This is a genomic window from Pseudobdellovibrionaceae bacterium, from assembly GCA_020635075.1.
GTDB lineage: Bacteria > Bdellovibrionota > Bdellovibrionia > Bdellovibrionales > UBA1609 > JADZEO01.
Window position 1 is genome coordinate 13,202 of record JACKAM010000002.1, and the last position, 20,335, is coordinate 33,536.

Here is a 20,335-nt window from a genome sequence, read left to right on the forward strand (position 1 = left end):
AACCTCAATTGATCACTTCTTTTCTCCCTACTTTAGTCCTGCCCAAGCCCAGATCTGCACTCAGGAATAGTCTTAAAAAAACCGAAAAGATCCTGGAATTGTGCACACTTAAAATGATGTGAGAACATGAAAATAGCCATTGTCAGCCAATACTTTTTCCCTGAGACCTTCCGCATTAATGAGTTGACGGAAGAGTTGGTCAGGCGTGGTCACACAGTCACCGTATTGACCGGCCTACCCAACTATCCGAAGGGTTCTTTTTTTTCGGGGTTTGGACTCCTTCGAGGCCCATGGACCCAAGAGTATCACGGCGCACAAGTTCTCCGCATTCCACTACTCCCTAGAGGACGAGGAAAGAGTTGGCAGTTGGCCCTCAATTATCTGTCATTTGTCCTGTTTGGCTTGTTGTTTGGAGTTCAACGCCTCAAACAGCATGGGCCATTCGACTGTGTTTTTGTTTGGGCATCGTCCCCCATCACAGCAGCCATCCCAGCTATCGTTTACGGCCGAGCGACCAAATGCCCCGTCCACATTTGGATTCAGGATCTGTGGCCAGAAAGCGTCGCAGCGGTTGGGGCAACGAAAAGCTCATTGATGATTAACCTGATTGGGAAAGTGGTTAGATGGATTTATAAACGCTCTGATCTTCTATTCACCCAGTCACCCTCATTTTCCGAAAGTCTTAAGTGTTGGGGAGCAAGAGATGAACAGATTGTGTATCTTCCCAATTGGGCGGACCACCTGTTTGAGAATCCTCCGCCGCGGCTCCCAACCTCCCCAAGAGGCCAAGACGACTTTCGCGTATTATTTGCTGGCAACCTCGGTCATGCCCAAGATATGCCGACTATTCTTAAGGCGGCCGAACAACTCCCCCAAGACGGAAGCATTAAGATCATTCTTGTTGGCCAGGGGTCGAGGCGTGAGTGGACCGAGGCACAAATTCGCCAAAGAGGATTGGAAAAGGTCGTTTTTCTTCAGCCCCCCAGACCTCTCGAAGACATGCCTCAGCTTTACCACGATCACGATGTGTTAATGGTAACGCTGACACCAGACCCTCACCTCTCACGGGTGTTGCCGTCCAAAGTTCAATCTTATTTAGCGACGGGAAAGCCCATAGTTGCAGCCGGCGATGGGGAAATCGAACGCACTATTGAAAAAGCGCGCTGTGGACTTGTTGGCCCTGCTGGCAACGCCCAAAGGTTGGCGGAAAACATTCTGTCCATGGCGAAAATGAGTCCTTCTCAACTCCAGCTTCTTGGTGAAAATGGCCACAGCTACTACTGGGAGGAGTTTAGCCAGAGCAAAACCATCGACAAGTTGGTGAATACACTCAACTCGGCTGGAGTTGCACACAAGAGTAAGGAGGCCGCATGAAGATTCTCGTCCTCGGCGCTGGCGGCATGCTTGGTCATAAAATCGCGATGAAGCTAAAATCTAGTTTTGATGTCTACACCGCAACTCGACAGCCTTTCAGCCAATACGCAAAATTTGGGATTTTTGATTCGGACAAACACATTGAAAACCTAGACGTCGCCCAAGAATCAGATCTTTTGGCGACGCTCTCACAAGTTCAGCCCCAGGTTGTGATCAACGGTGTCGGAGTGACCACCCGCAAACTGGCCGCCGATCAATCTCACTTGGTCATTCGGCTCAACTCACTGTTGCCCCACGTACTCTTAAACTGGTGTCGATCCAATCGGGCTCGACTCATCCACTTTAGTACGGACTGTGTATTCTCAGGAAAAAAGGGAAACTACTCTGAAGACGACCTTACCGATGCCAGAGACCTTTATGGACTTTCAAAAATTCTCGGTGAGGTCAAAGACTCTCCGGGTCTGACCATTCGCTCCTCCATCATTGGCCGTGAACTTTTCCACAAAACGGAGCTGGTGGAGTGGATCCTTTCCCAGCGAGGGGGTCTTGCTAAGGGCTTTTCCCAAGTCTATTACTCTGGAGTTACGACCGACTACATGGCCTACTTAGTTGAACACATCCTTAAGTATCACAAGGATTTAAGTGGCATTCATCAATTGGCCAGTCCGCGAATTTCGAAACTCGAGCTTTTGGAGATGATCAATCAGGAATTTGGTCTAGGAATTCAAATCGTCCCTGATGGCAGCTATTGTTCAGACAAGAGTTTGGATGGCTCTAGACTTGCGAAAATCCTCAAAGATTCCGAAAAACCAGAGTGGAACTCCATGGTCAAGGAACTTGCCCAGGAGAACGACCTCTACGAAAGGTGGGAGAAGGATGGTCTTAAAGGATAAGGTGGTACTGGTCACCGGCGGAACAGGCAGCATGGGTAAGACCTTTGTCAAGAGAGCGCTTTCTGGCAGCGAGGGCCGTCCCCGCAAAGTCATCATTCTTTCCCGTGACGAGGCCAAGCAGCATTATATGCGGGTGGACTACCTCAATCGCAAGCATTTCACCGATGAGGTGATCTATCAGAACTTCCAACACATCCTGGAGTTTCGCATCGGCGACGTGAGGAACTACGCCGACGTTGTCTCGGCTCTTAAAGACGTGGACATTGTCATTAATGCCGCAGCTCTTAAGCAAGTTCCGACTTGCGAATACTTTCCCGATCAGGCGGTGCAAACCAACTGCACCGGAGCCAATAATATCGTGCGCGCCATTCGTGAACATGATCTCCCGGTCGAGGTGGTGATTGGTGTCAGTACAGACAAGGCCTGCAAACCCGTCAATGTGATGGGAATGACCAAAGCCATCCAAGAGAGAATCTTTATTGGCGCCAATGTGCTGTGCCAGAAGACTCGTTTTGCCTGCGTCCGATATGGTAACGTCCTAGCATCCCGTGGCTCGGTCATTCCACTGTTTCACGAGCAGATTCGTGCAGGTGGACCGGTCACCATCACTGACACGAAGATGACCCGTTTTCTCTTAAGCCTCGAAGATGCAGTGGACACCGTGTTGGCAGCCATTAAATGGGCCAATCCCGGTGAGACTTACATACCTATTGTGCCGGCGGCTAATATGGAAAACGTGGCCAAAGCACTGGTGGATAAACGGAAAATTGACATTAAGGTCACGGGAATCCGCCCTGGAGAAAAACTCCATGAATCCCTAGTGTCTGAAGAGGAGTCCTATCGCACCTACCGGAACAAGGGCTACTACGTGATCAAGCCCATGCTCCCAGAGGTGGCCGAGCGCGGATCAGACGCTACCCGTGATTTGATTGGCGAGTACTGTAGCGATGGGGATGTCTTGGACCTCAAGGGTACAAAGAAGCTTCTGGAGAAACACGATCTTCTCTACAAAGAAGAGGAGTCCGCACCGGACGAGCTCAATGAAATGATCAAGTAGTCGGGATGATTGGCAACTGAGACGGGACAGCAGGTATGAAAAAGGTCATGACAATTGTAGGCACAAGACCTGAGCTCATCAAGCTCTGCCTGGTTCTCAAAGAACTAGACAATCACACAAATCACATACTTGTTCACACTGGACAGAATTTTGACTTTGAGCTCAACGAGATTTTTTTTCAGGAACTTGGTATCCGCAAACCTGACCACTTTTTGCAGGCGGCGGGCAACACTCCGATAGAAACCATCGCTTCTGTCCTGGTGAAGACGGATCAGCTCCTCGATATCGAAAAGCCCGATGCTGTGCTCATCTATGGTGACACCAATAGTTGTCTGGCCTCGATCGCCGTCAAAAGGCGAAAAATCCCACTCTTTCATATGGAAGCCGGGAATCGCTGCTTTGACCAAAGGGTTCCCGAGGAGATCAACCGCAAAATGGTAGATCACTTGAGTGACATCAATATGCCTTTGACGGAGCACGGCCGAAAGTATCTGTTAAGCGAGGGCCTGCCACCACAGACGGTTTTAAAGACCGGAAGTTGTATGTTTGAAATCCTCAATCACTTTGAAAAGAACATTCGCGACTCCCAAGTTCTGTCAACCTTGGGTTTCAAGCCCAGAGAGTTCTTCGTTCTCAGTGCCCACAGAGAGGAAAATGTGGATCGCCCAGACAAGCTCGTTCTCCTTGGTCAGGGCCTGAATCGGTTGGTGAAAGACTTCGGATTCCCTGTCTTGTTTTCTATTCATCCGCGAACACGCAAGAGAATTGACGCTCAAAAGAGTATTCAATTGGACCCAAAGGTCATTGAATCAAAGCCTCTTGGCTTTTTCGACTACATCAAGCTTCAGCAGGAGGCCGCTTGCGTCATATCGGATAGCGGCACCCTATCGGAAGAAAGCGCCATTTTAGGCTTTCCTGCCGTTCACATCCGCGATGCCTATGAGAGACCTGAAGGCATGGAGGCAGGTGGTTTTATTCTCAGTCAGATAGATCCAGAGGGTCTTTCTCAATCTGTTCGTGCCGCCACATCTTTTGATCCTCGAAATCAAGCTCACTACGTCAATCCTGTCGCCGATTACCAAATTGATAGGGTTTCAAAAACCGTTGTAAAGATCATTCTCAGCCACATAGAATACGTGCAAAGGACTGTTTGGCGAAAAGCGTCCTGAGGACTTCAACTGGGTAATGTGGCTTGACCTATTATTTGGGAAAATTTCTGCACCTTTTTATTGAGCCCGTCTTTCACTGGTGCGCTCTTTTGCTCATCATCGCCCTCCTTAGATCTGCCTTACGTCGCTGGCTAGTGAGTGGATTTTTGGCCGCCTACATTCTTGTGGTCACCCTCACGCCACTTCCCTTTTGGCTGTTAAGAAAATTGGAGTCCATTCCCACGATACCTCCTGAATCTGTTACCCACGAGGCAGTGGTTGTGCTCGGTGGGACTTCATTTCAGTACAATAAGCAGTTTGGCCAATTCCATTTGTCTTCTTCGGCGGAGCGAAATCTGGCTGCTGTCCGATTGGTTCAGCAGGGACGGGCCAAGTATTTGGTATTGCTGGGGGCGGCTAAGGGGCATTCGGATCTCATTGAAGACGAAGGGGACTCGGTTACTCGTTATGCCAAAGAGGCTGGAATTAGTCCGAGCCATGTGATCACAGAAAAAGAATCAAGATCGACAAAGGAGAATGCCCAGGCCCTAAAGGGAATTCTCGCCGACCTCGGCATTGATAGTTTTTTCCTGATGACCAGTGCCTATCATATGGAGAGATCCACGGCCTTATTTGAAGGAATGGGCTTCACGTTTACACCCTATCCCGTGGATTACTACAACAATTACTCCTGTAAGTGGATTTGCCGGCCCGCTTGGAAAAACCTTGAGTGCTGGGAAAAGGTCATTCATGAATTCTTTGGCATTCTCTACTACAAGATTGTGCTTTAGCCTCAATCTGACTGCTCCCGCTAGGCTGCTTTTTTCGCCGTCCGAGATTTCAAGTGTTTCCGTTTGCCGGAAATGTCTTCGTAAATAAAATTGAGAATCCCAAAAATGGGTCCTTTAAAGGTTTCCCGAAGCTTTTGCAGACTAAAAATAATATCATCGCGGATAGTCGCCCTTTGGTTGGCAACAAAGATCACCGCATCTGACTCCCGCGAAAGCAAAATGGGCGAGATGTGGCCCTTCATCGGCGGGCTGTCGATTATGATAATGTCATATTCCTCCCTGAGGGCTGTCAGGAAGTTGTGGAAAACAACACTCTCCATATAATCCACGGCGTTGGCCGTAAAATGATTCGTCTCTATCAAATGGAGATTGCGCCTGACAAAACTTCTCGTGAAATTCACCCGGTCGTCTTCATTGACAATAAGCAAATCCTCGGGCTGATCGAGGTCAGAGAAATAGTGCTTGAGATCTGACTTCTCAAAGTCGCCATCGAAAAGTAGAGTCTTGAAGTCTGCCAGTGCAAAGGCATAGGCCATGTTGGCCGCGGCAAAAGTCTTTCCCTCGCCGGTATTGACACTGCACATAGCCACTAGCTTGCCCTGGTGTTCCATGGAGTCCTTCTTCAATCCCATGTCTTGCTCGATTCGAAACCTCGTATAGCGTACGGCATTGGCGTCTGCACTGTTAGAGCGCTCAGCCAAAATAATGGGTTTGGTCTTGTCGGTCAAAAGACCCACTTTGTTGGATCGGTAGAGTTCATACTCCCCGACCACTTTAACACCCATATTCTCTAGATCGTTCTTGTTACGAACCGTGGGAATCAAAATGTAGACCAAAAATAAAAACAGGACACTCATCGAGAACCCGCCGGCTGAAGCCATCACAAAGCGCCTAAGCATTCCCATGCCTGCTGGGCGACGTGCTCTTTCAGCAAAAGACATGATAATCAAATCATTGGAGCGACCCGCCTCTTGAATTTGCGTCTCCGCCAGTCGTGTTTTGAGCAAGGCATAGAGCTCCGTCGTCAGTTGGATATTGCGCTTGAGCTCTGAGACTTGCCTAAATGTCTCCGGAATTGCCGCATAGTCGCCCTGGCTGTTTTCCAATGAAGATTCACTGGCCTTGATCTCACTGGCTAGGAGCGATCGCTTTTGCTTGGTCTCGGCAATCAGTTGCTCCATCTCTTGCAAGTGCTTCCAAGGGTCCAGAGCAATTAACTGATCCTTGGATTCACGCAAAACCTTGCGGTATCCATCTAGCTCGGAGTTGGCGCTAACGTTGGCTCCTTCACTTGCCGGATCGCGGGCCAGTCCTTTTACTGCCAATTGGTATTTGAGGAGATCAAACCGGCGCTGAGCCTGACTCAAATAAAGCTGTGAGGCACCCTTTTCAGAGGCCATGTCCTCCCGGAACCGGGACACTTCGAAGTTCATTTCTTTCAAAAACAACTCAGCTGCCGCGAGCTCACGCCGGAGTTCCTGGAGCTTTGTTCTTTGATCGATAAATACGTTGTTGAGTTTGGCTTGCACCTCTGGGGCGGCCAGGATCTTTCTCTCTCGCTGCAAATCGACGAGTTTCAGCTCTAGCTTTTCCAGATCAAGTCTGGTGTCCTCGGTTTGCGCCTCGAGAAACTTTTTGACTTTGAATGTGCGATCTAACAAGACCTGATGATTGAGCTCCACCAAGGTAATCGCAGCCAGGTCCGTCAGTGCCAAGGAGAAGTAAGGATCAGACGTCTGACCTGTCACCGTCATACTGTATTTGTTGGCATCACTAAATATCTCAAGAAAACCCACCAAATAGGAGGCTCGATCATCTCTTTCTTTTAGGTCGGCAGCCTTCAAATAGGCGCCAATTGCATCCTTGTAGGCCTTGCAAAGATCAGGTTCTGGACACTTGTTGGTCACGCCCTCAACTTCGTCAAGCAGGGCCTCGCGATACTTCTTCGAATTAAAAAACTGTTCGGTGAGATAGATTTTGTTCAACATCTCCTGCTCTTCAAACCAGTAGGAAAACCGCGCCATGCTGATGGTCTGAGATTTGGAGCTAAGGTTAACGTTGATGATGGCATGACTCTTAAACACTGGCCGGCGAACAAAAAAGGACCACAGACCGGCGAGCGCAGGGAAAGCAAGAGTGATGATAATCACCACGACCCGGTGGTTGTAGATGTACCTAACAAGATCAACGAGATTGATCTCGACACTATCGCTGCCAAACGGGATTTGAGGTCCCGACTGTGGGCCTCGCTCTGAGCTCATTTCCACCTCTTACTTCCAATATTTACTTCGGAAATTCGGTGTTTTAGCTCAAGGCTGGATATGGAGTGGGGCGGAGATTTTGTCCGTTCTTAATCCACACACTTCTTGATAAAGGTCCAGGTGGCGATCCACCATGGTTTCGCGGGTAAAATGGGACTCGTAATGTCTGCGGGCATTTCTCGACATTTGTCCGTAGAGAATTGGCTCACCTAATACTCGGTCAATAGCATTACTTAATGCACCCACGTCATTGGGTGGCACACGAAGACCGGTTTCACCGTGGAGGTTCACTCCCCTGACTCCTGTGGGCAAATCGGAACAGATCAATGGCCTCCCGGAAGCTAGACCTTCGACCATGGATAGACCAAAGGCCTCGGCCCCATTAAGGGAGGGAAGAACCACCACTCGACTGTTCATATAAATGCGATGAAGCTCCTGCTCTTCGATGTGGCCTGCAAAGATCACCTGGTGATCAATCCCCAATTCGTGGCTTAATTTGATCAGCCGCCCCTTTTCTGGACCATCACCCACGATCACCAATCTAGGCTTCGCTACCGATTTATGAACGGCTCGCAGCAATACCCCTAGCCCTTTGTAGGGGACTAGCCGTCCCACAAACAACAGATCACCTCTCAGATCAGTCGAAACTCGAGGTAGTGCCCGCCACCAGTCGCATTTGAGACCCAAGGGGATCACCCTTCCCGGATGAGTCAGGCTCTCCCACGTCTGCACGACCTGCCTTCTCAATTCAGTTGAGGTGAAAATGATTTGGTCCATTTGCTCAAGTGACCGTCTCAAATGGGCATCGTAGAGAGGAGAAAGAAATGGATGATTGACCGTTGTCGCATGGATGGTCGCCACCTTGGGGACCTTTAGTTTAGCTAGAGCCTTTAGGCCGAGTGGATTGGGCAAATGAACATGGGCCACATCGAGCCCAACTGATAGCAAATCCTCCAAGGGCCTCCAATCAGTTAAGGGAATACCGCGGATCTTGCCGTAAGTCGGAAGACGCATCAGATGGACGCGAGGATGGGGATTTTCTTCTTCAAGGCGCCAACTGTCCCCAGAGACAGCTACCCAGATGTTGTGACCTCTATCGGCAAGCCCTTCTGACAACTCACGGAGAGCGGTCTCCATTCCGCCCTTTACTGGATCATAGAATTTGCCGATTTGCAGTATCCGCATGGCTTTCCTGCCCTCAATGACGTCCTCTACCTTGAACCCGAAAAAGCTTCACGGCTATGATTATGGCATAGTTATCGCCGAATCACCCGGGGGAAAGTGTGATTAACGAAAAACTCAACTGGCTGAGCCCATCGCCCCACACAGACCTGGATACGGTTGTGTGGTGTGGTCCCATTCGCTTTTATTTGGGACGCATCCAGTTCAACTTCCACTACTCATCTGCTCTCAGCTATGAAAGTGTTCGCTTTTTAGAAAGATACTACTCCCGGTTTTCAAAACCAGGATTTCCCGTCGGCTCCAAAGTTAACATCTATTACAATTTGGCTCCCGATTCCTTCTCCCACCCCGACCATCCCGTGTGGCGCAGTCATCTGCCTTACAGAGATTTTGGGCAGAACTCCCATGGCTGGCAGCAGATTGTCGAAAGGGATTTTGTCGCTTGGTATAACGAAAAATCTCTTGATGCCTATGTGATGGGCCCGGAGTTGGACCCTCGCTCGACGGACTCATTGGACAATCTTTTGGGAATGATTTTGCCGCGCCTTCTTCTCCAGGATCACACCCTGATTGTGCACACCAATGCAATTGTGCGGGACAACAGGGCTTGGCTCTTCTATGGCCCCTCAGGAGTCGGCAAATCCACGTTAGCCGATTGGTGTCGTCGCCAAAAGGGATACAAGGTTATTGCCTCTGACCAGGTTCTCCTAAACATTGACCAGGAGGGCTTATATGCTCAGGCTCTTCCCTACACCATTCCTGAAATTCCACGGGATGAGGAGAGTTGGGAAACCCGACCCGTGAAGGTGGCTGGGCTCATTCACCTTTACAGAGATGCCCGTCATTATGGAGTCACCAGAATCACGCCCACAGAGGCCCTTGGACCTTTAGCGAGCGAGACCATTTCCCTGGACAACAGTCCCCTTCAGGCCCAACCGGCCTTTTTGTTGCTCACTCGGGCACTCAGCCGATCGGGCATTATTCTTGGTAAAATGAGTTATCCCTTGGGATTTGATTTTTGGACCTGGTTGGATAAAATTGAGAACGCGGATGAGGAGAATTAAGTCGTGAACAAAGAAGACACCAAGAAAACGAAAAAGCCCTACGCGAAGCCTCAGGTCAAAACCGAGGTCATTCAAAAAGCGGAGCTGGGTAAGGTTTGCAACGGAAGTGCCCAAGGTGGCCGCAAAGCCAGTGGTCCGGCCTGTGACACCCTCTTGAGCTAAGTGGACATCAGCTCCTGCTTTAGTTCGGCCTGATCACAGAGCCACTCATCTTTCCCCAGGTAATTTCCCGTATTCACAAAGACTGCGCCCGAACTTCTTTGGCAGTAGTCCTTACTGCTACAGGTCCCACAGGTTTTGTAGTCTTCCGTCTCTAGGCCCCTCATCCACTTTAAAGTTGGAGATTGGTGCCAAATCTCTTCGAGAGATTGATGGCGAAGATCTCCCACCTCTATTGGAGCTCCCAGACAGGGATAGACACGGCCATCATGGCCAATTGCAATTTGCAGTCGGGCACAACCACAATTCAAGGTTTCACGGGGGAAGACAGGAGTGAGAAAAACCTGCGGAAAGGACTCATACAGCTCGCGCAACTCCTTGGCGTCAAGACGCCAGCGAAGGGAATCCTTTGTCCCATCATAACGCTCGGTCAAATCCTGAGAAATCTGATAGTCCACCCCCAGCTCGTCAGCCCAACTGAGCATGTGGCCCAACTCGCGAAAGTTACCCTTGTGAAGAATCATGTTAAGGGTCACCACGATTCCAGCCTGAAGCAAATTCTCGATGCCCCGCTTGGCTAACGAATACCCATTGCCTTTACCAGTAAAGGCCTCATAAGTGGCCTCACTCATACCGTAGACGCTCACCTCACAATCACTTACGCCCAAGGCCTTCAATTCCTGTGCCCTCTGTTTTGTCACCAGAGAAGCGTTGGTTTTAAGTCTGACGGCATAATGAAGCCTGCGGGCTTCTTCGATCAACTCATTCAAATGAGGATAGGCCAGGACTTCGCCACCTGTGAGACAGAGTGTGATGCAGCCCAAACCACGGCCCTGAATGAGAGCAGTTTTCGCCAATGACAAATCTATTGGTAACAACGGGGACGTTGGTTTTTTCGACCGATCAAAGTTGTAGCAATGCTGACATTTAAAATTACAGGCCTGGCCGACCTCAATCATAAGCGTGACGGGAATGCAGAGCTTGATGGCTCTCTCCATCACCGAGGATTGAATGTCAGGGCCCTCACACGAACTCACGCCAATTCCTTCTCCCTGATGTTCTGCCACCTAGACGAATCACCCGAGAAACAAGATTGGTACCCATCATCGTCCCCGCAACAAGAGACGAGGACAAATCAAAGCGAGAATTGAGTGGTGATGCCAGTGCCTGAAATAGGTGAAAGGGCTTCAGAGACCAAGTGTCGAGTCGGTAAAAGCGCAGGCTCCTTCCTGGGCGCGGTTTTCCCACCGCCATCACCTTGCCAATAAACTGTTCGGAACTGATGGGTTCAAGGACTTTGGAGCGATCACCTTTGAAAACACCTCGCCCCAAATAACGATGGGCAATCACTCCACCCTTTTCGTCCACAAAAAGCCCCACGTCTCCGCGGCACAGCCGGTCCATGGCACCCTTTTGCGCCAATAAAATATCACCCTCACAAATGTAGGGCCACATACTGGTTCCGGTGGCTGTAAAATAATGGAGAGGGCTTCCCTTCATGGGTGAACTTCAACTAGTCCTTTTGCGGTTAAGTCATCCAGAAGATCCCTCAAGTCTTTTCTTGCCTCGGCAGGTTCGACTTCAAACTGATCCACTACGACCTGATGCAGCTCTTCGAAGTTGATCCCTGAGTTAAGATGCTGCCAGATGACACTTGCAACTTCTGAGAATTCGTGGATTCTTCTCTCCTCACCGAGGGACAAAGCTACCACTTGATCGCCAATGACATTCCAAGCAATACTGGGGTTCTGTCGATAGGTTTCCATAGGGAAAGCCTAGCACAGGCAGAGTCAGTGAATAAGGATATTTGATGACACAATCGGACTTAGAGAACGTCCTGTCCCATACCGATAAATTGGTCACCAAAGCGAAGAGAATTCGCCGGCGAATGAGCCAGGCCTTTCATTTGGTTGCTGGAAGAAACTTTCAAACTCCTGAAACAGCCAGTCAATCACTACAGAATCACTATGAAAACAAAGAAGAAGTGGGTTTTCACAGCAGACTTGTTCGCAAGGGCCTTGTGGATTTTGAACTTGAGGCCCTTGAATGGGCTCAAAACAATTGCGACCTCAATGAGGCACTGGTGATCGGTTGTGGAGCTGGCCGTGAGGTCTTTCCTTTGGAAAAAGCTGGCATCCGCGTCACTGGCATTGATAGCTCCCCTGAAATGATCAAGCAGGCCAAAAAAATGGCCCGAAGAAGGAAGTCTAAGGCGCAATTTGTCGTCGGCACCAGCGAAGATCTTGATACCAATGACAAGTTTGACCTGATCTTTATCACCCCTGGCCTGACTGGCCATTTCCCGACAGTCGGGACGCGCATTGAGTTCCTGAATAGTCTGAAGGATCTGCTCAAGCCAGGTGGTTTGGTTTTTATTGAGCCAGATATTGTTCCTTTTGGCCCCTTCTCAAAACAAAGTCTTGCCTCAGCCTTACTCAAGATAAAATGGCGACGGTTTCCAGGGGCATGGAGCAAAGGAGATACCCTGCGAGGCTTTTGGGGACACGAAGACTCCCATGATGGGCTCCACTACTTTCATTATTACCAGTCGGAAGCTGAAGTTAAGAGTGAGCTTCAACTGGCGGGCTTACGTCCCATCCAGCGCATTGGGGATGTCTTCATTGCCTCCGGCCATTGATGTCACCTATGACACCAATAGTTATTATCAAGTTTTCTTATATCTCGGGAACGCTTAGATTTCCCCTATTCCCTCGTTGAGCAGGGAACTAATTAAAGGGGAACGTCATGAAAGCTATCGCACTTGTTTTGGCCCTGGGGTTGGGGACGACCGCTATGGCCTCCGAAAAAACCGAAACCATCAACACCACAGCCAGTGTGAGTGTCAACTCGCTCCGCTGTGTGATCGAGGCCGGTGGCCGCATTCCACAGGAGCAAAGAACATTCACCCGCTTAGGAGACCAGGGCTGGAGAAAACTCACTATCTTTCACGAACAAGAAGGCTCAATCGAGCTCACTCACGAACTCGCGCAAGCACTAGGCTGTGAACTCAACAGACTGGATCAAATTGTCGAAGACGCCCATATGTCGTTCGGCTTTGTTTTGGCAGCTCCACTAACCGTCGTAAAACATACGTCAGCCTCTAGATTGAATGGGCATGGTAAGTGTGTGGCGACCTACACGGAGTCCTTAACCATTGATGTCGGTCAGGGAATTGAACTCACCAGCCAAAAGGGCGAACTCCGGGAAGCTCAGGACTGTCTTTAAGAGTAACAACTGGAGCCCTCAATTGTGGAACCACAAAACCGTGCCCAAACTTTGTCCGGGAGTAGGTCCGAATGCCGAGCCATTTCCGGAAATCCGAATCCTCGCCGTCGCGCAGGGCGTATCCGAACTGCGGCAGCAAAGCTGACGCAGTCCGAAGACGAGCCTGCGGCCGATAAGGCGTGTGAGGATTTGCGGAGAATGGTCGGTAAAGGACCGACTTCACTTATAAAGGCGTTTGTGGTTCCACAGTTAAGGGAGCCAGTTTTTAAAAGTTAATTTGGGGCGCGGGATACTCGGGACTTAAGCCATCTAATGTCATAGGTAATGGCTTCACCCCAAGTATCCTTAAGCCCATGCTTGACGAAAAAGTAAGAGAATAAATTCTCTCTTACATGCCACAGAAACTTGGGAGTGATACGGCTGAGCACCCAACGGCCCTTACGCCCAATGTCCCAGGCCATCCAGTCCTCACAGCAGCCCTCTGGTCCAAATCGAACCATTAGGAGCAATACGGCCATCACGCTTTTTTCCCGATGGAATTGTTCGGCCAAATGCCAAACCTCACCCCAATCCAAGTGACCGCCATAACGCTTAAGAAACAAAGCAATATCCCGCAGCCAAAAAAGCTTCAAAAAGGTGTGTTGATGAGCCACATGATGGATGAGAAAAAACAATTCCTGCTCGAGGGTCAAATAGCGCAGGCCCGGAATCCCTGATTTGGTGGTCTGCCAAAACCACTTGGGAGGCTCCTCTGCGAACAACCGTCGGTGGATTTCGACCGTCACTTCCAGACCACCCACCTCTCCATGCCAAACATTTTTATGCGGAGACAAGATGTCATCAAGAGCCCGCGCAAAACGGCGCTCCATGAGGAACTGTATAGCGGCTTCAAAGTCGCCCCTGGGCAAAAGAAGATCTATGTCGGACTGAAAACGCTCACCCGTCTGGCCGTAAAGACGCTTTTGCAGAGATGCCCCTTTTAGAGGGACGACACTATGATTTCTTTCCTGCAAATAAACACCCAGATCTTCCAACAATTCCTGGTGGACTTGGTTGCGAAGAAACTGCATTTTCCAGTGACGACCAAATTCTTCGACCAAGTCGCCGGGCATACTAGGTTTAAGACGGGAGTAAAACAGTCCGGACAATTGATGGGCTTGAATCAACCGATGGAGCCCCTGCCATTCCCGTGCATCGGGCACATAGTCCAAGCGCCTCTCGAGAACAAACTCCAGAGCCTTGGAGTAGAAATCATCCTCTGGGGGCCAAAGCCGATCAATGGTGTATCGATCCATATCCATTTGATTCTAGGACGAGGTTTTTTTAAATAGCAATAGCCGCAAAGAGCGAATCCTCGCCCGTTTCACGCAATTCAAAGAAATAACTATGTTTTTCACTTTGTAAATAATTTGACAAGCCCACGCCTAGGGCTGATTACCGGCCTCAGAAGCCCCACCAAAACGAACTTGAAAGCCCAAAGTGATAAGAAGAATGCGCCCTGGGTTTAGGCCAAAATAGTAGTCGTGACGAAGGGCATAGCTGGGTGAGATGGGAAGCTCGACGCCAAAGCCAAAATGCCACCCAGATGCTTGGAAGAAGGGGAATTCGGTGCCGTCCTGATCGGGTCTCTTGTACCTTGTGTAGTGAAGACCCAAGAGCCAATAGGGCTTAAAGCCCTGAAGTTCAATACTGGTAATGGTATTCTTGAGAGACACCCAGGCCGCCTGGTACTTACTCCCCGAGCCGTTCCCTCCAACCATGGTGAGCTCAGGACGAAAGGTTTCAAGGCCCGTTCCAATGCGCAGACCTCCAAGACCAAGGCTCTCGTGATATCCCGTCACATTTTGTGGCAGCATCACTCCGAGGATAGGGCTCATCTCCCAATGGGGGGATTCGTTGGTCTGTGCAATTGCCGGAAAGTGTAAAACGATTCCTGAAATCACGAGAATAAATGCGTACCAAGTGAAGTGCTTGAGTTTCATATTACCAGTCAAAGGACATGGCCAGGATAAGTCCCAGGCCCGCCCCTGCTCCATCTGCTTGCAGATCCTCAACATCCATTGGTTGATCGGCCACCTCTTTTAACGCCCCTGCAAAAACACCGAGGGCGATGGCCCCCATGGCCGACGACCAACGCGAGTGATCCTGACTGCGCAAAAATCCATAGCCGGCGGCAGTCACGACGGTGCTGATGACAACATGGTTTTTACGGTCTTCACCATCTAAGAATCCTTCACCCTTTGCACCTAGACCAACAGCCATAAGCCAGGTCAGAACCAAGACTCGCATCCACATATTTCAAGACTATAGGTGACGATCCCTGTGCTGCAACCCCGAAGTTATTCTCATGAGTCGCCGGCTCTAGTATAATGAACAAATGAGGCTTTTCTCTCCACACATACATCCTATGTGGCTTTGCTTTATTATGGTTGGCCTGTTTTTACCTGGCACAGGAGAGGCCGCATCTCGACGGAAGTCTATTCTGAATGTTAACAGCCACTACACCAGCTATACGGATCTCAAATTATCGGGTGGTGAAGAAGTCCTTATTGAACCAGCCTTGGCTGTAGAGTTGGACTTCCGCGTGTCAGGCCCCTTTTCGCTGATTCTGGGTGGAAGCCAGGCGGTCGACAGTTTGAGAACCGATTACGGGCTTGGCATTCGCGTGGATGTACCAGGTTTTTTTCTTCTCGGCGGCTCTCCCAGAGATTTGAGGCGAGCAATGAAGAATTACCCAGTTAACACCTCAATTTACTATATCTCCAGCGTGACGACGATTAAGGCCGCCAACACTCCAGATGTGAGATCCGTCACCGGCACCTATGGTTTTACCATTGATATTTTTCTGTTTAATAAAGTGGCCTATTGGACCAATCACGTTTCCGTGTACACACTCCAAGGCAACAGCTTTCTGGCTCTAGGATCGGGTTTGGGAGCTCAGTTCTAACCTGAACAAGTTCTCAATGGCCCCGAGGGGGCGGCGCCTACCTGCAGGCCCTATTGGTTTTCCTGAGTCTGAGGGGTGTCTTTTTTGTCCACAATGTCTTTGAAATACTCTAAAGCCTGAGGGGAGTCCCACTTATCAACGCCGGCGATCTTGCGAATCAAGGTGTTGTCGTAGCCAAGAATATAAGATTCGGGCAAAACCTGAGTCCCATAAAGATCGGCAACCTTTTGATCTTTGTCCCACATCACCTTGATGTTGGGATCATCTGCCTTGAAGGCCTTGATAAAGGCCTTCAGTTCATCAAGTGTGTTGTCAGCACTGATGGCCAAGAGAATAATATCTCCCTTAAATTCGCGAATGAGATTCATGAGAGAGGGAAACTCCTCAACACAGGGTTCGCACCAGGTCGCCCAAAAACTGACAATAACAACTTTGTCTTTAAGGGCCGACAACTGAATCGGTTCACCAGCAAGGGTATTGAGTGTGAAATCGGGAACACCCTTTTTCTCCATTTGGTTGAGTTTCTGCGTTCCTTCTGGAGGGCGGGACCCTTGCATGAGAAACTCCTGGTACTTCCACCAGCCTAGACCCATCAATCCGCCAACCAGTACAACGGCTAGTATTCCTTTTACAGCATGAGACATTTTTTAGCTCTCCCCGCTTCCATCGATTTCACATGGAATCTCACTTCATTTGCTTCTATTCTATTAGCGAGAAATGACAAGAAGTACCTTTGCTGTCCTACAGCAAAACAGATGTTTGAGAGGCTTAGTTGGATATTTTAGTCACAGGTGCCGCCGGATTCATTGGTTCAGCCATCACTCGAAAGCTTCTCGATCGGGGCGATAGCGTCCTGGCTGTGGACAACCTAAGCCCCTACTACGATGTCCAGTTGAAGAGAGATCGGCTGAGCCTTTTATCGGGTCACTCTGAGTTTAAGTTCCTAGAGATGGACGTCGCTCATCAATCGGAGTTTCACCAGGCCTATAGGGAGTTTTCCCCTCATGTGGTGGTTCATCTGGCCGCACAACCGGGAGTCCGCTACTCCATTGAACACCCAGAGGAGTACATTCACTCCAATATTGGTGGCTTTTTCTCCGTCCTTGAGACTTGTCGCCAGGAAAAATGCCGACACTTGGTTTTTGCCTCTTCAAGTAGTGTTTATGGTGCCAACACCAAGATGCCCTACTCGGTTCATCAGGGAACAGAGCATCCCTTGTCTCTGTACGCGGCCACCAAAAAATCAAATGAGATGATGGCTCACAGTTATGCCCATCTCTACCGCCTGCCCTGCACAGGGTTGCGGTTCTTCACTGTCTACGGTCCGTGGGGGCGCCCCGATATGGCAGCCTTTACCTTCGCGAGAAAAATCCTCGCTGGCGAGCCCATTGAGGTCTTCAACGAAGGCCATCACCATCGGGATTTTACCTACATTGACGACGTCACTGAGGCTCTGACCCGGATCGTGGACCGCCCACCAGTGACCAATCCCCTGTGGTCGGGAGAGTTTCCTGATCCGGGGACTAGTCTCGCACCTTACAAGATCTACAATATTGGCAACCACTCTCCCGTGCTCCTTTCTGACTTCATTACAATCTTGGAGAAGCTTCTGGGGCGCAAGGCTGTGCGTCAACTTAAGGGCCTCCAACCTGGAGACGTTCCCGACACCTATGCTGATGTGGAAGATCTGCAATTAGACTTTGAGTTCAAGCCCAACACCCCTCTGGAAGAGGGTTTGGCCTCATTTGTTGCGTGGTATCAGAAGTACTTTAAAATCTCCTAAATTCCCCGACTTTTGGATTGCTCTTGTGATCATTCGCGCCTAGCTTGGATGAGTCTAAAACAAACCAATTCATTCACGATGACGACGATGAGAGGGGGATTCTGTGAAATCATTGGCTAAGTTTGTAATGTCGGCCGCTGCAATTGCTGTGTTGGCTGGTTGTTCGACTCTTTCCAAAGAGCAGTGTGAAATGGGTGACTGGCATGAAATCGGTCGCATGGACGGGTCCAAGGGGTATGAAATGGCTCGCTTCCAACAACACGTCAAGGCCTGTGGCGAATACGGCGTTACCCCCAGCCGCGAAGTCTACACTAAAGGTCGCGATGTTGGTTTGACCACCTACTGTACGCCAGAAAATGGAATGACAGTTGGCCGTAATGGCAGTGCCTACAAGAATGTCTGCCCAGCCAATTTGGAGCGCTTGTTCCTGAAGAAATACAAGATCGGTAAGGAGATGTACGACATCGATTCTCAGATTAAGCAAATCGACTACGACATTGAAAGCATCGACGGCCAGTTTGACAACGCCAAGTTGTCCAGCAGCGATCGCTCTCGCCTACGTAGCGACCAGCGCCGCTTGGAAAGAGAGAAGGACCGCCTGCAAAAGCGTCTCACCATGATCGAAATGAAAGAGATGGTGACTGAGACAATTCAAGAAAAGAACTGATCTTCTAGGAATGAGTCAGCAAATAAAAACCGAAGGCATTTACGTCTTCGGTTTTTTATTCCTTACTGATGCTGATGATTATAGCTCATCGCCCCCATCACCTCCAGCATGATGTCTGGGTCTTCAAACTCACCTTTCAGCATCCTGCTTAAAATGTCTGGAGAGTCTTGCTTCCAAAATCGATAGCCCAGAACTCCGAACGCGTGAGGGTCACTGGCCCAGATCATTGAGTTAATGTGAGTTTCATAATCCAGCTTCTTGCCTGGCCACAGAGCTAAAACCTCAGCCCGTTCTTTATCGGCCATGGTTTCAATCTGAACATTATAGGCTATGAACTCACTGGTGGCGTGGGCCATGTGAAAGCCCCTTTGAACACTCATAATGTGATGGTAGCGGTGCGATACCTCGTGAGTGACGACCGATGTGTGGTACTCGTAATTGATTGGCAATGAGTCAAACACCTTCCGCGACATCAAGTAATCAGTGCCCCAAGAGGACATTTCAATCTTCTCATTTTCACGGTTATAGAGCCCATAGACCCTTTGCCACTCAACGATTTCGCCCTTGTCATTCTTGATAGGGTTGAGGACTTCTTCCTTGAACTCCACTTCAATTTTTTGGCCATTGGAATCAAAGCCAAATTGATCGAAAAAGCTCTGAGCCCGCTTAATCCCTTCGCAGGCAATCGTCAGATCCATAGGGTTCAAATAGATGACATTGACGTAGGACAAGCCACAATTGCCTGTTCGCTTCTCCATTGTCGGCCGAATAGCGGAAGACTGAATTTGGATAAGGGCAAAGGCATGCCCACCCATTAGAAGGATTAAAACCAATGACGTTATCTCTATTAAAGCTCTTAAAACCCTCATAAATGCCCCTTATCAATGTTGTTGGCTCATGGAGAAAGATTCTTGTTACCCGATGGCCCTTGATAATTCACCTAAGACGCCTTGCGCAAACGGCGACATCTGCCCAGCTGTCATTTTGAAATTATTATAGTAAAATCAGAGGTTTGGATAACTTTGGCGGAGAATGACCTATAAACGACTCTTATAGTGACCGCGAATCTTCCACAGCTCCAAGGGTGCCCTGAGAAAATCGATAAACTTGACTCGGCTGCCTTCCACATCGACCCACCGATGAAGAGGTAATTCATAAATAATTTCAATACCTTGGCTCTTGTAAATGGGCGTCCCTAGGATGCGAAAAAGTAGCTCCACATCAAACAGCCAGCGAGACAAGAAGGGCTGTGCAAATATGGCGGCCGCCAATTCACGACGGACGATTTTGGCTCCACACTGGGTATCGTAGACGGGGAGGCTAAGAGCTAAGCTGGCAAAGGTGGCGAACACGCGGCCTGAATAATGGCGGTACCAGTGACGTACGATTTGAGCCCCTAAGCGAAGAATTCGGGCACCCATGATCATGGACAAGTAAGGCCTCTCTTTTACCGTGCGCCTGAAGTAAGGGATCTCATTTAGTGGAGTGGCTAGATCGGCATCCCAGTATCCAACCCATTCGCAGTCGGTTTCATCAAGGAGCTTAAGTACCCCCTCGCGTACACTTTCGGCCTTACCACGATTTTGCTGACGATCAACATAGGAAATCAATGGTGACTTTTGAGCCATGTCCTCAAGGATACGGCCTGTTTCGTCCCAGCTGCCGTCATTTACAAAGCAAAAAAGGGTGTCCTCACCCTCTCTTTGCAGAAACTCCAGAAATGCCTTTTGATCGAGGCGCTTGGCCTCGTTGTAGCAAGGAACGACTATGCCTAGTTTCATCAG

At 49.5% G+C, this 20,335-nt stretch carries 23 protein-coding genes; 12 read left to right on the forward strand and 11 right to left on the reverse strand.

Annotation, left to right across the window (positions count from 1 at the left end; genetic code table 11):
* Positions 1-126: 126 nt before the first annotated feature.
* From H6624_09715 to H6624_09735, 5 genes are read left to right on the forward strand one after another with little or no spacing between them, the layout of a single operon-like run.
* Positions 127-1,374, forward strand: coding sequence for a glycosyltransferase family 4 protein (locus H6624_09715; protein ID MCB9084613.1), 1,248 nt, complete (start codon positions 127-129; stop codon positions 1,372-1,374).
* On the forward strand, positions 1,371-2,267 hold the full coding sequence (locus H6624_09720; protein MCB9084614.1) for an SDR family oxidoreductase: 897 nt from the start codon (positions 1,371-1,373) through the stop codon (positions 2,265-2,267). The genes H6624_09715 and H6624_09720 overlap by 4 nt, the downstream gene beginning before the upstream one ends.
* Positions 2,251-3,324, forward strand: a complete 1,074-nt coding sequence (locus H6624_09725) for a polysaccharide biosynthesis protein (GenBank protein ID MCB9084615.1) — start codon at positions 2,251-2,253, stop codon at positions 3,322-3,324. Before H6624_09720 ends, H6624_09725 begins: the two co-directional genes overlap by 17 nt.
* 35 nt (positions 3,325-3,359) lie before the next feature.
* The gene (wecB, locus tag H6624_09730) at positions 3,360-4,493 is read left to right on the forward strand and encodes a UDP-N-acetylglucosamine 2-epimerase (non-hydrolyzing) (protein MCB9084616.1); all 1,134 of its coding nucleotides are present in this window, start codon (positions 3,360-3,362) and stop codon (positions 4,491-4,493) included.
* Positions 4,494-4,516: 23 nt separating this feature from the next.
* Positions 4,517-5,263: a YdcF family protein gene (locus tag H6624_09735; protein MCB9084617.1), complete on the forward strand. Its 747-nt coding sequence runs from the start codon at positions 4,517-4,519 to the stop codon at positions 5,261-5,263.
* Positions 5,264-5,283: 20 nt separating this feature from the next.
* On the opposite strand, the gene H6624_09740 is transcribed toward H6624_09735, so the two are convergent.
* Together H6624_09740 and H6624_09745 are read right to left on the reverse strand one after the other, a co-directional pair.
* Positions 5,284-7,524, reverse strand: coding sequence for an AAA family ATPase (locus H6624_09740; GenBank protein MCB9084618.1), 2,241 nt, complete (start codon positions 7,522-7,524; stop codon positions 5,284-5,286).
* Between the two features lie 48 nt (positions 7,525-7,572).
* Positions 7,573-8,709 carry a glycosyltransferase gene (locus H6624_09745; protein MCB9084619.1) on the reverse strand — a complete coding sequence of 379 codons (1,137 nt, stop codon included), beginning with the start codon at positions 8,707-8,709 and terminating at the stop codon, positions 7,573-7,575.
* A 98-nt stretch (positions 8,710-8,807) separates the two neighbouring features.
* Between H6624_09745 and H6624_09750 the strand changes: the two genes are divergently transcribed.
* Together H6624_09750 and H6624_09755 are read left to right on the forward strand one after the other, a co-directional pair.
* Complete coding sequence (locus H6624_09750) at positions 8,808-9,770, forward strand: hypothetical protein (protein MCB9084620.1); 963 nt, start codon at positions 8,808-8,810, stop codon at positions 9,768-9,770.
* 3 nt (positions 9,771-9,773) lie between these two features.
* Positions 9,774-9,932, forward strand: a complete 159-nt coding sequence (locus tag H6624_09755; protein ID MCB9084621.1) for a hypothetical protein — start codon at positions 9,774-9,776, stop codon at positions 9,930-9,932.
* Here the strand turns inward: H6624_09755 and H6624_09760 are convergent.
* The 3 genes from H6624_09760 to H6624_09770 are packed head-to-tail and all read right to left on the reverse strand — an operon-like array spanning position 9,929 to position 11,695.
* Positions 9,929-10,966 carry a radical SAM protein gene (locus H6624_09760; GenBank protein ID MCB9084622.1) on the reverse strand — a complete coding sequence of 346 codons (1,038 nt, stop codon included), beginning with the start codon at positions 10,964-10,966 and terminating at the stop codon, positions 9,929-9,931. The two genes, H6624_09755 and H6624_09760, sit on opposite strands and share 4 nt — an antisense overlap.
* On the reverse strand, positions 10,953-11,429 hold the full coding sequence (locus H6624_09765; GenBank protein ID MCB9084623.1) for a S24/S26 family peptidase: 477 nt from the start codon (positions 11,427-11,429) through the stop codon (positions 10,953-10,955). Before H6624_09765 ends, H6624_09760 begins: the two co-directional genes overlap by 14 nt.
* Complete coding sequence (locus H6624_09770; GenBank protein MCB9084624.1) at positions 11,426-11,695, reverse strand: PqqD family protein; 270 nt, start codon at positions 11,693-11,695, stop codon at positions 11,426-11,428. The genes H6624_09765 and H6624_09770 overlap by 4 nt, the downstream gene beginning before the upstream one ends.
* Positions 11,696-11,739: 44 nt before the next feature.
* Between H6624_09770 and H6624_09775 the strand changes: the two genes are divergently transcribed.
* Both H6624_09775 and H6624_09780 read left to right on the forward strand, forming a co-directional pair.
* Positions 11,740-12,567 carry a methyltransferase domain-containing protein gene (locus tag H6624_09775; GenBank protein MCB9084625.1) on the forward strand — a complete coding sequence of 276 codons (828 nt, stop codon included), beginning with the start codon at positions 11,740-11,742 and terminating at the stop codon, positions 12,565-12,567.
* Between the two features lie 107 nt (positions 12,568-12,674).
* A complete protein-coding gene (locus H6624_09780) occupies positions 12,675-13,154 on the forward strand; it encodes a hypothetical protein (protein MCB9084626.1) in 480 nt (159 codons plus the stop codon).
* 272 nt (positions 13,155-13,426) lie between these two features.
* Here the strand turns inward: H6624_09780 and H6624_09785 are convergent, their stop codons facing one another.
* The 3 genes from H6624_09785 to H6624_09795 form a co-directional block, all read right to left on the reverse strand.
* On the reverse strand, positions 13,427-14,455 hold the full coding sequence (locus tag H6624_09785; GenBank protein ID MCB9084627.1) for a nucleotidyltransferase family protein: 1,029 nt from the start codon (positions 14,453-14,455) through the stop codon (positions 13,427-13,429).
* 123 nt (positions 14,456-14,578) lie between these two features.
* Positions 14,579-15,136 carry a hypothetical protein gene (locus H6624_09790; protein ID MCB9084628.1) on the reverse strand — a complete coding sequence of 186 codons (558 nt, stop codon included), beginning with the start codon at positions 15,134-15,136 and terminating at the stop codon, positions 14,579-14,581.
* Position 15,137: 1 nt separating this feature from the next.
* Positions 15,138-15,443 carry a hypothetical protein gene (locus H6624_09795; protein MCB9084629.1) on the reverse strand — a complete coding sequence of 102 codons (306 nt, stop codon included), beginning with the start codon at positions 15,441-15,443 and terminating at the stop codon, positions 15,138-15,140.
* Positions 15,444-15,531: 88 nt separating this feature from the next.
* Here H6624_09795 and H6624_09800 point away from each other — a divergent pair, with 88 nt between their 5' ends.
* Positions 15,532-16,101, forward strand: a complete 570-nt coding sequence (locus tag H6624_09800; GenBank protein MCB9084630.1) for a hypothetical protein — start codon at positions 15,532-15,534, stop codon at positions 16,099-16,101.
* Between the two features lie 50 nt (positions 16,102-16,151).
* On the opposite strand, the gene H6624_09805 is transcribed toward H6624_09800, so the two are convergent.
* Positions 16,152-16,694: a TlpA family protein disulfide reductase gene (locus H6624_09805; protein ID MCB9084631.1), complete on the reverse strand. Its 543-nt coding sequence runs from the start codon at positions 16,692-16,694 to the stop codon at positions 16,152-16,154.
* A gap of 179 nt (positions 16,695-16,873) precedes the next feature.
* Here H6624_09805 and H6624_09810 point away from each other — a divergent pair, with 179 nt between their 5' ends.
* Both H6624_09810 and H6624_09815 read left to right on the forward strand, forming a co-directional pair.
* Entirely contained in the window at positions 16,874-17,884 is a 1,011-nt protein-coding gene (locus H6624_09810) for an NAD-dependent epimerase/dehydratase family protein (GenBank protein MCB9084632.1), read from the forward strand.
* Positions 17,885-17,987: 103 nt separating this feature from the next.
* Positions 17,988-18,551, forward strand: coding sequence for a DUF2799 domain-containing protein (locus tag H6624_09815; GenBank protein MCB9084633.1), 564 nt, complete (start codon positions 17,988-17,990; stop codon positions 18,549-18,551).
* Positions 18,552-18,613: 62 nt separating this feature from the next.
* Here the strand turns inward: H6624_09815 and H6624_09820 are convergent, their stop codons facing one another.
* On the reverse strand, positions 18,614-19,420 hold the full coding sequence (locus H6624_09820; GenBank protein ID MCB9084634.1) for a hypothetical protein: 807 nt from the start codon (positions 19,418-19,420) through the stop codon (positions 18,614-18,616).
* A gap of 168 nt (positions 19,421-19,588) precedes the next feature.
* A complete protein-coding gene (locus H6624_09825; GenBank protein MCB9084635.1) occupies positions 19,589-20,332 on the reverse strand; it encodes a glycosyltransferase in 744 nt (247 codons plus the stop codon).
* Positions 20,333-20,335: the final 3 nt, after the last annotated feature.

Bases quoted from the DNA above. Each gene is read 5' to 3' on its own strand.
- H6624_09745 (MCB9084619.1), bottom strand. From the start codon at position 8,709: ATGCGGATACTGCAAATCGGCAAATTCTATGATCCAGTAAAGGGCGGA.
- H6624_09740 (MCB9084618.1), bottom strand. From the start codon at position 7,524: ATGAGCTCAGAGCGAGGCCCACAGTCGGGACCTCAAATCCCGTTTGGC.
- H6624_09770 (MCB9084624.1), bottom strand. From the start codon at position 11,695: ATGGAAACCTATCGACAGAACCCCAGTATTGCTTGGAATGTCATTGGC.
- H6624_09820 (MCB9084634.1), bottom strand. From the start codon at position 19,420: ATGAGGGTTTTAAGAGCTTTAATAGAGATAACGTCATTGGTTTTAATC.
- H6624_09720 (MCB9084614.1), top strand. From the start codon at position 1,371: ATGAAGATTCTCGTCCTCGGCGCTGGCGGCATGCTTGGTCATAAAATC.
- H6624_09790 (MCB9084628.1), bottom strand. From the start codon at position 15,136: ATGAAACTCAAGCACTTCACTTGGTACGCATTTATTCTCGTGATTTCA.
- H6624_09805 (MCB9084631.1), bottom strand. From the start codon at position 16,694: ATGGGTCTAGGCTGGTGGAAGTACCAGGAGTTTCTCATGCAAGGGTCC.
- H6624_09725 (MCB9084615.1), top strand. From the start codon at position 2,251: ATGGTCTTAAAGGATAAGGTGGTACTGGTCACCGGCGGAACAGGCAGC.
- H6624_09785 (MCB9084627.1), bottom strand. From the start codon at position 14,455: ATGGATATGGATCGATACACCATTGATCGGCTTTGGCCCCCAGAGGAT.
- H6624_09780 (MCB9084626.1), top strand. From the start codon at position 12,675: ATGAAAGCTATCGCACTTGTTTTGGCCCTGGGGTTGGGGACGACCGCT.
- H6624_09765 (MCB9084623.1), bottom strand. From the start codon at position 11,429: ATGAAGGGAAGCCCTCTCCATTATTTTACAGCCACCGGAACCAGTATG.
- H6624_09775 (MCB9084625.1), top strand. From the start codon at position 11,740: ATGACACAATCGGACTTAGAGAACGTCCTGTCCCATACCGATAAATTG.
- wecB (MCB9084616.1), top strand. From the start codon at position 3,360: ATGAAAAAGGTCATGACAATTGTAGGCACAAGACCTGAGCTCATCAAG.
- H6624_09715 (MCB9084613.1), top strand. From the start codon at position 127: ATGAAAATAGCCATTGTCAGCCAATACTTTTTCCCTGAGACCTTCCGC.
- H6624_09795 (MCB9084629.1), bottom strand. From the start codon at position 15,443: ATGCGAGTCTTGGTTCTGACCTGGCTTATGGCTGTTGGTCTAGGTGCA.
- H6624_09825 (MCB9084635.1), bottom strand. From the start codon at position 20,332: ATGAAACTAGGCATAGTCGTTCCTTGCTACAACGAGGCCAAGCGCCTC.
- H6624_09800 (MCB9084630.1), top strand. From the start codon at position 15,532: ATGAGGCTTTTCTCTCCACACATACATCCTATGTGGCTTTGCTTTATT.